Origin of the sequence: Pseudomonas sp. TH32 (assembly GCF_016650855.1) — a bacterium.
GTDB lineage: Bacteria > Pseudomonadota > Gammaproteobacteria > Pseudomonadales > Pseudomonadaceae > Aquipseudomonas.
On record NZ_JAEKFA010000002.1, the window covers coordinates 3,058,447 to 3,072,028 of the forward strand.

The 13,582-nt window shown below is 63.7% G+C and carries 13 protein-coding genes; 8 read left to right on the forward strand and 5 right to left on the reverse strand.

What is annotated here, in order from left to right:
* Positions 1 to 98: 98 nt before the first annotated feature.
* Positions 99 to 971 (reverse strand): LysR family transcriptional regulator, encoded by an 873-nt coding sequence (locus JFV30_RS17650; RefSeq protein ID WP_201124766.1) that lies wholly within the window; start codon positions 969 to 971, stop codon positions 99 to 101.
* Positions 972 to 1,112: 141 nt separating this feature from the next.
* On the opposite strand from JFV30_RS17650, the gene JFV30_RS17655 reads away from it, so the two are divergent.
* Genes JFV30_RS17655 through JFV30_RS17665 form a run of 3 tightly spaced genes read left to right on the forward strand, consistent with a single transcriptional unit; the run spans position 1,113 to position 4,318 of the window.
* Complete coding sequence (locus JFV30_RS17655) at positions 1,113 to 2,465, forward strand: GntP family permease (RefSeq protein ID WP_201124767.1); 1,353 nt, start codon at positions 1,113 to 1,115, stop codon at positions 2,463 to 2,465.
* Positions 2,466 to 2,484: 19 nt separating this feature from the next.
* The gene (locus tag JFV30_RS17660; protein ID WP_010167132.1) at positions 2,485 to 3,258 is read left to right on the forward strand and encodes a glucose 1-dehydrogenase; all 774 of its coding nucleotides are present in this window, start codon (positions 2,485 to 2,487) and stop codon (positions 3,256 to 3,258) included.
* Positions 3,259 to 3,271: 13 nt separating this feature from the next.
* Positions 3,272 to 4,318 (forward strand): L-idonate 5-dehydrogenase, encoded by a 1,047-nt coding sequence (locus JFV30_RS17665; RefSeq protein ID WP_201124768.1) that lies wholly within the window; start codon positions 3,272 to 3,274, stop codon positions 4,316 to 4,318.
* 444 nt (positions 4,319 to 4,762) lie between these two features.
* Here JFV30_RS17665 and JFV30_RS17670 read toward each other — a convergent pair whose 3' ends face one another.
* From JFV30_RS17670 to JFV30_RS17680, 3 genes are all read right to left on the reverse strand, one after another.
* Positions 4,763 to 5,557: an ABC transporter permease gene (locus tag JFV30_RS17670; protein ID WP_010167123.1), complete on the reverse strand. Its 795-nt coding sequence runs from the start codon at positions 5,555 to 5,557 to the stop codon at positions 4,763 to 4,765.
* The gene (locus JFV30_RS17675; protein WP_201124769.1) at positions 5,554 to 6,231 is read right to left on the reverse strand and encodes an ABC transporter ATP-binding protein; all 678 of its coding nucleotides are present in this window, start codon (positions 6,229 to 6,231) and stop codon (positions 5,554 to 5,556) included. Before JFV30_RS17675 ends, JFV30_RS17670 begins: the two co-directional genes overlap by 4 nt.
* Positions 6,232 to 6,429: 198 nt before the next feature.
* Positions 6,430 to 6,894, reverse strand: coding sequence for a metallophosphoesterase family protein (locus tag JFV30_RS17680; protein WP_201124770.1), 465 nt, complete (start codon positions 6,892 to 6,894; stop codon positions 6,430 to 6,432).
* Positions 6,895 to 7,087: 193 nt separating this feature from the next.
* On the opposite strand from JFV30_RS17680, the gene JFV30_RS17685 reads away from it, so the two are divergent.
* On the forward strand, positions 7,088 to 8,293 hold the full coding sequence (locus tag JFV30_RS17685; RefSeq protein WP_201124771.1) for a DUF1835 domain-containing protein: 1,206 nt from the start codon (positions 7,088 to 7,090) through the stop codon (positions 8,291 to 8,293).
* Here JFV30_RS17685 and JFV30_RS17690 read toward each other — a convergent pair.
* A complete protein-coding gene (locus JFV30_RS17690; RefSeq protein ID WP_201124772.1) occupies positions 8,290 to 9,231 on the reverse strand; it encodes a LysR family transcriptional regulator in 942 nt (313 codons plus the stop codon). The genes JFV30_RS17685 and JFV30_RS17690 overlap by 4 nt on opposite strands.
* Positions 9,232 to 9,329: 98 nt before the next feature.
* Between JFV30_RS17690 and JFV30_RS17695 the strand changes: the two genes are divergently transcribed.
* From JFV30_RS17695 to JFV30_RS17710, 4 genes are all read left to right on the forward strand, one after another.
* On the forward strand, positions 9,330 to 10,547 hold the full coding sequence (locus tag JFV30_RS17695; protein ID WP_201124773.1) for an MFS transporter: 1,218 nt from the start codon (positions 9,330 to 9,332) through the stop codon (positions 10,545 to 10,547).
* Between the two features lie 119 nt (positions 10,548 to 10,666).
* The gene (locus JFV30_RS17700) at positions 10,667 to 11,587 is read left to right on the forward strand and encodes an ABC transporter substrate-binding protein (protein WP_010167111.1); all 921 of its coding nucleotides are present in this window, start codon (positions 10,667 to 10,669) and stop codon (positions 11,585 to 11,587) included.
* Entirely contained in the window at positions 11,584 to 12,702 is a 1,119-nt protein-coding gene (locus JFV30_RS17705; protein ID WP_201124774.1) for a phosphotransferase, read from the forward strand. The genes JFV30_RS17700 and JFV30_RS17705 overlap by 4 nt, the downstream gene beginning before the upstream one ends.
* Positions 12,699 to 13,571 carry a sulfurtransferase gene (locus JFV30_RS17710; RefSeq protein ID WP_201124775.1) on the forward strand — a complete coding sequence of 291 codons (873 nt, stop codon included), beginning with the start codon at positions 12,699 to 12,701 and terminating at the stop codon, positions 13,569 to 13,571. The genes JFV30_RS17705 and JFV30_RS17710 overlap by 4 nt, the downstream gene beginning before the upstream one ends.
* The last annotated feature ends 11 nt before the right edge of the window (positions 13,572 to 13,582 follow it).

The following is a 13,582-nucleotide window of genomic DNA, read 5'->3' on the forward strand; positions in this document are numbered from 1 at the left end:
TCGACCCGGTGATCGTGTCGATGGCGCCATCTTCCGCCGCTACGGCACGCAACAGAATAGCCAGCTTTTGCAATCCAGCATTTCACCCGGTGAAACAATCACTCGCCAAACAACTCGTCGATCAGGTTGAACAAGGTGGTTTTTACCGCGCTGTCGAGTTCGGTCCAGGCCAGGCCGGTCCTGGCCTGGAACGCACCCAACTGCAGGTGCCGGGACACACAATTGGCCGGCAGCGCCCGGGCGGCCTGCAACGGCAGCACACCCACGCCCAGCCCGGCCGAGACCAGCGCCAGCATGGTGGTGAACTCCCCAAGTTCAGAGGCGATTTCCAGGGGCACGCCCACGGCCTGAACGAACTCGTCGTAGAACCCCGGGGCATAGCGCCGGGCCAGGATGAACACCGGGACCTTGAGCAAGTCGTCTGGCTGGATGACGTCCTGCGCCGCCAACGGATGATCGCTGGGCAAGGCCACCACAAAACTTTCTTGCAGCACCGCCCGGGTGTGCACGCCGGGATAGGTCGCCGGCAAGCGCATCAGGCCAAAATCCAGCTGGCCGTTTTTCAACGCCGTCGCCTGGTCCGGGCCGGGCATGTCCTTGAGCTCCAGTTCAATGCGCGGGTAGCGCTGATGCACCGCGCGAATCAACCCCGGCAGCAATTCCGGCAACACCGACGAGACAAACCCCAGGCGCACCCGGCCGATTTCCCCACGGTTCGACGCCCGGGCGGCATCGGCGGCACGGGCGGCCTGGTGCAGGGTGGCCTGGGCTTCGGGCAGAAACACCCGCCCGGCTTCGGTCAGCGTCACCGAGTGCCGGTTGCGGTCGAGCAGGCGCACGCCCAGGCCGTCTTCGAGCAATTTGATCTGCATGCTCAAGGCCGGTTGCACGATCGACAGCTGCGCGGCGGCCCGGCCGAAATGCAGTTCCTGGGCGAGCACGACGAAGGCGCGCAGGTGCTTGAGTTCCATCAGGAGGCTCCGGTTATCACGGTTTTTGATCACCCGATCACAAATGAAAATTGGACGCTGAACCCGGGCTGCGGTGAAGTAAGGCCCGTCATACACGATATGACAGGGTTTGGCCTATAACAATGAGAACAAGGAGGCACCGTGCTCGGCATGGCTAACGACACCTATCTGCTACTGGACGCGCTGGTCACGATTATCGGATTGATATTGTTGATCACCCATTTCAAGGTTCACCCCTTCGTCGCCTTGACCCTCGCCGCCGGTTTTCTCGGCCTGACCTCCGGCATGCCGGTGGACAAGGTCATGAAAGCGTTCCAGGACGGCTTTGGCGGAGTGCTGGGGTTTGTCGGGATCATCCTCGGCCTGGGCACCATGCTCGGCAAGCTGATGGCGGATTCCGGTGGCGCCGACCAGATTGCCCGCACGCTGATCCGCGCTTTCGGCAAACAGCGGGTGCACTGGGCGATGATGTTTTCCGCGTTCCTGGTGGGCATCCCGCTGTTTTTTGAAATCGGCTTTGTGCTGTTGATTCCGCTGGTGTTCATCGTGGCCCGGCGTACCGGGCTGTCGCTGATCAAGATCGGCATGCCGCTGCTGGCCGGATTGTCGGTGGTGCACGGCCTGGTGCCGCCGCACCCGGGGCCGTTGCTGGCCATCGGGATCTTCGGCGCGGATATCGGCAAGACGATTTTCTACGGGCTGGTGGTCGGCCTGCCCACGGCAATCATCGCCGGGCCGCTGTTCGGCAACCTGATCTCACGCTACGTGCCGGGCAGCCCGTCCCCGGAATTGATGGAGCAACTGGCCAAGGAATCCTCCAGCGAGAACCTGCCGGGTTTCGGCATCACCGTGACCACGATCCTGCTGCCGGTGTTCCTGATGCTGCTCAAGACCTTCGCCGATGTGGCGTTCGCCGCCGACAGCACCTTCCGCGTGTGGATGGACCTGATCGGCCACCCGATCACCGCCCTTCTCGCCGCCTTGCTCCTGGCGTTCTATACCTTTGGGGCCGCCCGGGGATTTTCCCGGGAGCAACTGAGCAAGCTGCTGGATTCGAGCCTCGCACCCACCGCTGCCATCGTGCTGATCGTCGGCGCCGGCGGTGGTTTCAAACAGATGCTGGTGGCCAGCGGCGTGGGCGACGTGATCGGGCATATGGCGGTGCGCGCCGAGATCTCACCGATTCTGCTGGCGTGGCTGGTAGCGGCGGTGATTCGCGTAGCGACCGGCTCGGCCACCGTGGCAACCATCACTGGCGCCGGGATTGTCGCGCCGGTGATCGGCTTGATGCCCGGGGTCAACCGGGAGCTGCTGGTGCTCGCCACAGGCGCCGGTTCGCTGGTGCTGTCCCATGTCAACGACGCCGGGTTCTGGCTGGTCAAGCAGTACTTCAACATGACCGTCGTCGAGACATTCAAGACCTGGACGCTGATGGAGACCGTGCTCTCCTTCGCCGCCCTGGGGTTCATCATGCTGCTGTCGTTGGTGGTGTGAAGCTTTAGGAGATCGACCCATGCAAAGCGTTTTAGACAACTTCCGCCTCGACGGCCGCCTGGCGTTGATTACCGGCTCCAGCGCCGGTATCGGCCTGGCCATTGCCCGTGGCCTGGCCCAGGCCGGTGCACGGGTGGTGCTCAACGGGCGCAACCGCAGCACCTTGCGTGACAGTGCCGCATTGCTGGCGGCGGAAGGCCTTGAGGTGCACACCCAGGCGTTCGACGTCACCGACGGCGCGGCGGTGCTGGCCGCCGTGGCGGATATCGAAGAGCGCCTGGGCCCGCTGGACATCCTCGTGAACAACGCCGGCATGCAACGGCGCGGGCCGCTGGAGGACTACAGCGAAACCCACTGGCGCGAGTTGATGAGCACCAACCTCGACAGCGCCTTCCTCGTCGGCCAGGCCGTGGCCCGGGCGATGATCCCGCGCAAGCGCGGGCGCATCATCAATATCTGCTCGGTGCAAAGCGAATTGGGCCGCCCGGGCATCGCGCCGTATGCCGCCAGCAAAGGCGCGCTGAAGATGCTCACCAAAGGCATGGCCATCGATTGGGGCCCCCACGGGCTGACGGTCAATGGCATCGGCCCCGGCTACTTCAAGACCGAACTGAACGCCAACCTGGTGGCCAACCCCGAGTTCAGCGACTGGCTGGTGCAACGCACGCCGAGCCGACGCTGGGGTGACGTGGCCGAACTGGCCGGCGCTGCGGTGTTCCTGGCCAGCGACGCGGCGAGCTTCGTCAACGGTCATATCCTGTACGTGGACGGTGGCATCACCGCCTCGCTGTAACCCGGAGAATTTCATGCACGCTATCGTCTGCCATGCCTCAAAAGACCTGCGGGTAGAACCGCAAACCGAACCCCGGGCACTCGCCCCCGACCAACTGCGGGTGCGCATTGCCCGGGGCGGGATTTGCGGCTCGGACCTGCATTACTACCAGCACGGCGGCTTCGGCGCCGTGCGCCTGCGCGAGCCGATGGTGCTGGGCCACGAAGTGTCGGCGGTGATCGAGGCCGTGGGCCGTGAGGACGGGCCCTTCACGATCGGCCAACGCTTGTCGGTCTCGCCGTCGCGGCCTTGTGGCGGCTGCCGTTATTGCCATCAAGGGCTGCCGAATCATTGCCTGAACATGCGTTTTTACGGCAGTGCGATGCCCTTTCCCCATGTGCAAGGCGCGTTTCAGCAAAGTCTGGTGATCGAGACCCACCAGGCGCACCTGCTGGCCGATCATGTCAGCCTTGCCGAAGGTGCGATGGCCGAGCCGTTGTCCGTGGGCTTGCACGCCATCCAGCGCGCCGGGGCGGTCTTCGGCAAACGGGTGCTGGTCACCGGCTGTGGCCCCATCGGCAACCTGTTGATCGGTAGCCTTCGGGCAGCGGGCGCGGGAGAAATCGTCGCAGTGGACCTGGCCGCCGGCCCCTTGGCCTGCGCCGAAAAAATGGGCGCCAGCCGCACCCATAACCTGGCGGAAGACGCCGACGCGTTGAAGCGCTACACCGCAGAAAAAGGCTACTTCGACGTGATGTTCGAAGTCTCCGGCAGCGCCCAGGCCCTGCGCAACGGCCTCGAATGCATGGCCCCGCGCAGCGTGCTGGTGACGGTCGGGTTGGGCGGTGAAGTCTCGCTGCCGCTGAATATGCTGGTGAGCCGGGAGATCGACTTGCGCGGCACGTTCCGCTTCCATTCGGAGTTTGCCCAGGCGGTGGATTTGCTCAACCGCCAGGTGATTGATGTGCGTCCGGTGATCTCCCATACCGTGCCGTTCAGCGAGGCGGTTCAGGCCTTTGAACTGGCGGCGGACAAGAGCCAGGCGATGAAGGTGCTGCTGGATTTCGGCGTGGGTGATTGAGCCGGGCCATCCAAACCGACGTTCCTGTGTTCGGACATATTGTCCCGCGCCACCTGGCCCTGCATCACAGCGGCGGCGATTTGGCTGGTGGATGGGGGTGTTTGGGGATGGGCTGGGTGTATATCCGTTATTTAGGTGATGGCTGAGATTGGTTCCGCTCTTACAGCGGCTCACTTTTGAACAGCGCAAAAGTAAGCAAAACGCTCTTGCCCCACCACTCGGCACCTCGCTTAGGCTCGGTGTGCCCGCACTCCGGCATTACTCCGCGGGCCGCCGCGGAGCAGCGCCGGAGTGAGGGAACACCGAGCCTTAGCGAGGTGCCGACAGGCGGGGCAGAGCCCTTTGCTTACTTTGGGGCTTTTCCAAAGTGAGTCGCTGTAAGAGCGAAACCATAAGCGGCCGTTACCTAAATAACGGATATGTACACAAAAGCCCCCACCCAACTCACACCCGCTCTTCAAGCCGATAACGCAAAAACCGATGCCCCGGAGAAAACAACCGCCGGTAGGTCAGCAACACCGCACCTACCGTGCCCAGCGCCGACGACGCGGCGATCAAAAACATGATCACGATCTGGTACCGCACCGCGTCCACCGGGCTTTCCCCGGCCAGCACCTGGCCGGTCATCATCCCCGGCAGGCTGACAATCCCTACCACCGTCATCTGGTTCAGGGTCGGGATCATCCCGGCCCGCACGGCCTGGCGAATCGCGTCCTGGGCCGCTTCCCAACGTGAGCCACCCAGGGCCAGGATCATCTCGATGGTATTGCGCCCCGAAGTCAGTTCCTGGGTCATACGCTCAATCCCCAGGGACACGCCGGTGAGGGTATTGCCGAGAATCATGCCGAGGATCGGGATCGCATACTGCGGCTCGTACCACGGGTGAATCCGGATGATCGCGAACAGGCCGATGGCCGTCACCAGCCACGAACTGCCCCACACCGACACGATGCTGTCGGCCCGCTGGCCGGCGTAGGTGCGCTTGCCGCGCCCGGCTGCCGAGAGGCCGGCGATCAGGGTCATCAGGCACATCAGCGGCAGCACCACGTACCAGTAGGCGAATTCAAAGACCCAGCCCAACAGGTAACCGATCGCCAGCAACTGCACCACCGTGCGCACGGCGGCCCAGAACAGTTGGCGTTCCAGGCCCAGGCGCAACAGCAGTGACAGCGCGCCATTGATCAGGATCAGCGAGGCGGCGATGGCCATGTCCAGGGCCGTCAGGTCGTGATAGTTCATGGCTGCACGGTCCTCGTCAGCACGCCGGCGTCCATGTGCAGGCGGGTGGTGCTCATGCGTTGCGCCTGCTCAAGGTCGTGGGACACCCAGACATAGGCGTGGTCGTTATCGGCTTCGGCCCAGGCGTTGATCAACGCCTCGACTTCCCGGGATGACGCCGGATCGAGGGCGGCGGTGGGTTCGTCCAGCAACAGCACATCGGGATTGAGTTGCAGGGTGCGGATCAGCGACACCACCTGGGACTCACCGCCGGATAAATCCCCGGCATTTTTTGCCAGGAAGCCCGGCTCTTTTCCTGCGTGGGCCAGCAGCGCATTGACCGCCTGCGGGTCGAAACTCAGGTGATGCAAGGCCTTGAGGCTGTAGGGGAAACGCAGATTGTCTTCCACACTGCCCTCGATCAGCGCCGGACGCTGGGAAAGGTAGCTGATGCGGCTGCGGTACTGCGGGATCTGTACGTTGGCGATGGGTTGCCCATTCCAGAGGATATCCCCGGAGGTCGGTGCATCGAGCAGGGCCAGCGCCCGCAGGAACACACTTTTGCCGGAGCCGGATGAACCGGTGATGGAGAGGCGGTCGGCGCGGTGCAGCTGAAAGTTCGTCGGGTGCAGCAGTTGGAGCTGGCGGCGCTCGTCCATCCGCGTGAGCGCCCGGGTTTCGACTAATACGCTCATGGAATTGAAATCCTTACCTCTGGTTTATACACAATGGCCAAGCAGGATAAGCAACCCTGTGGCGAGGGAGCTTGTCCCCCGTTGGGCTGCGAAGCGGCCCCAATAAGGCAACTCCGGTACACCTGAAAAAACTCGCTGAATTTGCTGGGGTTGCTTCGCAACCCGACGGGGGACAAGCCCCCTCGCCACAGGTGTTCCTCAGCGCTTGGGCTCCAGCGACACCAGGCGCGGCTTGATGGATTTCTCGCGCACCTCAAGCAACGCGAGGGTCACCGGCAATTTGAAACGCCGCCGCCCTGCACTGCCGGGGTTGAGAAACAGCCGCTCGCCGTGCCACTCGATCAATGGCTTGTGGGAGTGGCCGGTGATCACCAGCCTGATGCCCGGATCAAGCGCCTTCGGTACATCGGCAATGTCATGCACCAGCAGCGCCCGCCAGCCATTCAGGTCGAAATCCAGCCGGTCAGCCAGATGCTCTGCCCAGGCCGCGTCGAGGTCGTTATTGCCGCGCACCACATGCAACGGTGCAATCGAGGCCAGCAGCTCAAGAATTTCCGGGCTGCCGATATCCCCGGCGTGAACAATCTGCTCGCACCCCTCCAGGGCGGCCAGGGCTTCGGCGCGGAGCAGGCCGTGGGTATCGGAAATCACACCAACTTTCATGAACGTCTCCTGTGCACGACACCGGCGCTGTCCGCCGGGCGGCTTGCAATCCAACAGTGCACTGCCTATATTTCCCGCCTGGCGCCATCTACGCCACCATCCGCGGAAAGGGCTGCGCCCAAGACCTTGACTGAATATCACATTTCTACGACTCCCAACCTTAAAGCGGACAAGGTTTGTGCAAGGAGATCGTATGTCGCAATCATTCTCGTCCACCAACGGCCGTATCAACCTTGAGCAGCAACGCAAGCGCGCCAAGGAGCTTTTGCAGCGCCTGAAAAACGCCGATACCGCCGCAACCCCGACCTTGTCAGAGGCTCAATGGCTGATCGCCAAGGAACTCGGCTTCCCCAGCTGGCCCAAGCTCAAGGCCCACGTCGATGCGGTGGATTTTGCCGCCCGCCATCCGGGTTTCGACGCCAGCGATGAAGCCCGCACCACCCACTGGCGCTGCGGCAACGACATCGCCCACAGCCTGGGCCTGGCGGGGTTCAAGGGCCGCTTCCGGATGCTGATTGACCCATTGTGCATGGGCCCTGTCCAGGACCTGCCAGCCGACCAATACCAGGCCATACGCAGCCGCTACATCAGCCAGGTGTTTGCCATGGATGAGGCCGAAGTGGCGCGCCGGCACGCAGACGAATACACCCATCTTGAACAGCTGGGCAGCGCCGGGCACAGCGTGTTGTGGTGTGAGGCGGATGCGTACGATCAGTTGTTCCTGATTCGCGCATTGGCGGGGCTTGAGCGCTTGCCTGAAAAGCTTGAGTTGATCGAAGTCGACCGTATCCCCGGCGTGCAGCGTTTTATCGGCATCGGCCAACTGGCACCCGACATATTGGCGTGGTTGTGGCCGCAGCGCCGACAGGTCGACGAGGACATGCTGCAACTGGCGCGACAGGCCTGGCTGGCGTATTGCGCCAGCTCGCCGGTCAAACTCGCGGAACTGGCCCAGGGCAACCACCCATCCCTGCCCTTCCTGGCCCCGGCGTTGCGCCGGCAGTTGCAGGAATTTCCGGGGACGCAGGACGGTTTATCACTGACCGAACGCCTGGCCCTGCACTACGTGGACGAGGCCGGTCCCGTGCCGTTCGGCAGGGTGTTTGCCGAGTTGATGGCCAAGCGTGAGCCGCTGCCGTACCTGGGGGACATGATGTTTCATGCGCTGATGCGGCCGTTGATTGATGGCGAGAATCCGCTGTTGATCGAGTCCGAGGCTCAATTGCCATGGCCTCAACGGGTGTTGGCATTGACTGCACTGGGTCGCCAGGTTCTGAACGGCGCAGCCTACTGGCCGGATCACGCCACCCATGAGCGCTGGATCGGCGGCACCTGCATCCGCCCAGGCAAACCTCACTGGATGATTGACGAGCATCTGGTTCCCGCCTGGCGCAACTAAAGGCGCGGTGCCTCTATGTCATGCAACAGTTCGTCTGTTGCGTGACTGAAGCGCTCGACCAAAAAATCCAGCAGCACACGCACACGGGGCGAGCGGTAGTGAGTGCCGTGCAACAACGCATACACACCCGCCTCACGCACGCTGAACTCCGACAACAGGACCTTCAGCCGCCCCTCACGGATATCGTCAGCCGCATCCCAAATGGTCTTGCGCGCAATGCCATGGCCGGCCAGCGCCCAGGCGCGCGCGAGGGCGCCGTCGTTGGTTTCCCAGGCCTGCTCCATCGCCACCGTATGGTCCCGGGCCTGGCCATCCACCCTGAAGTGAAATGTGTTCAGCGGCCCCGCCCCGGTCACCAGCACGATGAACTGATGCCGAGCGAGGTCCGCCGGCGTTTGCGGTTCGCCGTGCCGCGCCAGGTAGTCAGGCGAGGCACACAGCACGCGCCAATTGGGCGCCAGGTGTCGCGCAACCAGCGAGCTGTCACGCAGGGCACCAAAGCGGATGGCGAGGTCCACATCGTCCTGCACCAGGTTCGACATGGAGTCGGACAACGTCAACGCCACCTTCACCTGCGGATGCTGGCGGCTGAAGGCTTCAAGCCAGTCATTCAGCAGATGCCGGCCAAAATCCGCCGACGCAGAAATCCGCACCTTGCCACGCACCTCTTGCTGGCTGGCTTGAAGCCCTGCCTCGGCCTCATCAATCGCCGCCAACGCAATCGCACACTGCTGCAGGTAAAACCGGCCTTCGTCAGTCAAGCGCAACTGGCGGGTGGTGCGTTCGAACAGTTTGGTACGCAGTGCCGCTTCAAGCTTGATCAGCCGTGCGCTGGCGGCAGCAGGCGACAACGCCAGCTTGCGCCCGGCAGCCGTGAGACTGCCCAAGGCTGCCGCCTCGACGAACAAACGCATATCACCCAATCGGTCTGTGGCCATTTCAATTCAGATTTGAAAGTTCATCAAATGGTAGGCCAATTATCAATTTCTCTACAAGCCACCACACTCGCGTCCTTGCCTTCCAACGAGTACAGGTCATGACCGACATCGACGCGCTATCGGCAGCCGAAACGGCTACCCCTCCCACGGCTGAACGGCTTCCGCTGATCGCCCTGCTGGCGCTGACCCTCAGCAGCTTTATTGCCACCGCCAATGAAACCATGCCCGCCGGCCTGCTACCCCAGATCGCCCAAGCCTTCAATGTGTCGCAAGCCTGGGCCGGCCAATGGGTAACCTTCTGCGCGCTGGGTTCGGGGCTGGCGGCTATTCCATTGACACTGGCCCTGCAGGGCTGGCGCCGTCGGCGTGTGCTGTTGTTGGCTGTCGGCGTGTTTTTTGTGTGCAATGCCGTGACCGCGCTATCGCCCTGGTTCGGCCTGACCCTGGCGGCGCGCCTGGTGGTGGGCCTCGCCACCGGACTGGCCTGGAGCCTGCTGGCGGGTTATGCCCGGCGCATGGCACCACGCCCGTTGCAAGGGCGCGCGATGGCCGTGGCCATGCTCGGCATTCCCCTGGCGCTGGCCGTGGGCGTACCGCTGGGGGCGTGGCTCGGCAAGCTGTCGGGCTGGCGCAGTGTGTTCGGGATACTCTCGGCGGCCAGCCTGATGCTCATGCTGTGGATACGCGTGAACGTGCCCGACTATCCCGGGCAAAAAGCCGACCGCCGCCTGCCTCTGTCGACGGTTGTGCAAACACCCGGCGTGCGGCCTGTGCTGCTGGTGGTCATGCTCTGGATCATGGCCCATTACATTCTCTACACCTACATCGCGGCGTTCCTGGCGTCTGTCGGTCTGGGCGAGCACGTGGACGCCGCCTTACTGATTTTCGGCCTCGCCGCACTGCTTGGCATCTGGGTCACCGGTGTGTTGATTGATCGCTGGCTTCGGCGGCTGGTCCTGCTCAGTCTCGTCGCGTTTGCCCTGGTAACGCTTATGCTCGGGCTCGGCCATTTACCCGTCATCCTCACCTGCATCGCCATGGCCGTATGGGGTTTGAGCTTTGGTGGTGCACCGACCTTGCTGCAGACCGCCCTGGCGGAAACGGCTGGGGACGGTGCCGATGTGGCGCAGTCGATGCTGGTGACTGCATTCAACCTGGCATTTGCCGGCAGTGGAGTGATTGGCGGCGTGGTACTGGCGACTCGCGGACCCGCGTGGTTTCCGTGGCTGTTACTGGCGCTGCTGATGCCCGCCCTGTGGATTGCCCAGCGCCGGATGCACTCACCCAACACTGAATCGGCGCTGCCACGTGCATAGTGCGATGCCTGCGTTCAACGTTTAGGGCATATCCATAGCAAAAAACGATATTGGTATATACCAGATTGCTCCCTTATAAATCGCCCCCATCACAAGACTGCAAGCTGGAGTAGCAAGCGATGGTGTCGGTAAAGGTAATGCTGGAGTACTTTCATCCCTGGCCGAATTCGGCGGGTTTGTACCTGGCGCGGGAACGCGGTTGGTACGCCGAGCTGGGCCTGGATGTGGAGTTGGTGGTGCACGATCCCTATCGTGGCGACACCCTTGAACACCTGCTGACCGGCGCAGCGGACTTCGGCATTTTCCCGAGCAACCGGCTGCTGGTCCGGCGCGGCCTGGGGCAAGCGCTGCAAGGCATCGCGGCGATCAATCATGCGGGGCTTGAGTCGATTCAAACCCTGACCGACTCCGGTATCCAGCGTCCTCGGGACCTGGTGGGCAAGCGCCTGGCGCTCAATCCCACACCACGGGGTTTGGCGATGGTGCGCCATCTGGTGAGCAACGACGGTGGCGATCCCGATGGCGTGATCCTGGTGGACAGCGGCGTGCGTGAGCTACGCCCCGAGCAGTTGGCCGAAGGCATCGCCGATGCCAGTTTCGGTGGCTACTGGGCCTGGGAAGCCCTGATGCACAGCCCTATCGAGGCCGAGCGCCGGGTGGTGTTGCCGGTGGATGAGATCGGTGCACCGGCGTATCACAGCTACCTGTTGGGCGCCCATGAACGGACCCTCGTCGAGCGGCCCGAGTGCGTGCGTGATTTCCTCGCGGCCACTGCCCGGGGCTATCTCGCCGTGGCCGAGGAGCCGGCGATTGCGCTGGCGGCCTACGAGCACACCACACCGTATTTCCCGGCGGAATTGCTCAGCGCGTCCCTGCACAAAATCGCCCCGACCTGGCTGCATGACGGCCGCTGGGGCGAGCAACGCCAGGCGCTGCTCAAGCCTTACGCCGAGTGGCTGCACGAGCACGCGGTGCTCGACAATCCCCAGGTATGGCAAGGGGCAACCAGCAACGCCTATCTGCCCGGAGCGGCGGCATGAACCCACAACGCACGGCCCATGGCCTGGGGCTTGATCCGGTGGCTGCCGACTGGCCAGCGCTGCACGAAGCGGATATCCGGCACCTGCTGCGCGAGTACCCGCACCTCGGGCAACTGCGCAGTTTGCATTGGCACAGCCCGCGACCGTTTTCCGCTGCCGGGCTGATCACTACCAGCAACGCGACCCTGTTCGTCAAACGGCATCACCAACAGGTGCGGCACGCGGCGTGGCTGGAAGAAGAACACCGCCTGATCGCTCACCTGCATCGCCAGGGCGCGCCGGTTGCCGCAGTGGTGCCCAACTGCCACGGGGCGACGGCCACGACGCAGGGCGAATGGACCTACGAGATTCATCGTGTCGCCGAGGGCCTGGACCTGTACCGGGATGCGCTGTCGTGGTCGCCGTTCCAGACGACCGAACACGCCCTGGCGGCCGGCGTTGCCCTGGCTCAACTGCACCACGCGGCCGAAGGTTACACCGCGCCACGCCGCCAAACCCAAGTGCTGCTGGCCAACGCCCGGCTGATCGAACAACCCGCGCCACTGGCCGCGATCGCCAACACCCCGGCACTCACCGAGTACCTGGCCGACAAGGATTGGCACGCACGACTCACCGAGCTGCTGTTGCCCTGGCACGCACCACTGCAACCCTTGCTGCAACAGCAACCGACGCTCTGGACCCACAACGACTGGCACGCCTCGAACCTGCTATGGAATGAAGACGGCAGCGTGTCCAGCGTGCTGGATTTCGGCCTCGCCGACCGCACCTTCGCGCTCTACGACCTGGCCACCGCCATCGAACGCAATGCCGTGCCCTGGCTGGACCTGGACAGTGGTGGCCCGGCCGTCGCGGACCTCGACAGCGTCGACGCACTGCTTGCCGGCTACCACCAAATCCGGCCACTGAGCGCGCAAGACCTGCACACCCTGAGCGCCCTGCTGCCGTTGGTGCATGTGGATTTCGCCCTGTCCGAGGTCGCGTACTACCACGGCGTGGTGGGTTCTACCAGCAGCGCCGATGTGGCCTATCACGCCTACCTGCTGGGCCATTTGCAGTGGTTTGCCGGTGCCCAGGGGCAACGCTTGCTCGGTCATATCCGGCGCAAATCCGTATGAGCATCCTGGTCGATACCGATTGGCTGCATGCCCGCCTCGGGGAGCCAGGGCTGGTGATACTGGACGCTACCGTGGTGCTGCCGTCGCCGCGTTTTGACGGCGATTACCGGGTCGCCAGTGGCCATGCCGGCTGGCTGCAAGCGCATATCCCCGGCGCACGGCATGCCGATTTATTGACCGCCTTTGCCGACGCGCACGCCAGCTACAGCTTCGCCCTGCCAACCCCGCAAGCCCTGGTTCAGGCACTGGCCGACCTGGGCGCAGGCGCTGGCAGCAACGTGGTGATCTACGACCGCGCCGACTGTTTCTGGGCCGCGCGCCTGTGGTGGATGTTGCGCGGGCTGGGCATTGATGCGTCGGTGCTGGACGGTGGTTTCAACGCCTGGCAACGGGCGGGATTACCGCAACACAACGGACAGCCGGCAACAACCAGCGCCGTCGAACCCTGGCCAATCAACGCCTATGCGCCACTGTGGATCGACCGCGCAGGCGTTGAAGCAGTGGTCGCAGGGGACTCACCCGGCGTACTGGTCTGCGCATTGGGCGCCGCCTTGTTCGAAGGCACTGCACCCACTCGCTACGCCCGACGCGGGCACATCCCCGGCAGCCACAACCTGCCGGCACGCACGCTGTTTGATGCCCAGGGTCGCTACCTGCCCAAGGACGCCCTGGCCCTGGCCATCGGACCCACGCTGCTGCACAGCGACGGTCCATTGATGCTCTATTGCGGCGGCGGAATTTCCGCGGCGGCCAACGCCCTGGCCCTGACCCTGCTGGGTCGCCAGGACATCGCACTCTACGACGGCTCGCTCCAGGAATGGGCCGCCGATGCACGCCTACCAATGACTACCGGAGCAGCTCCGGCCTGACGCCCTTTGTG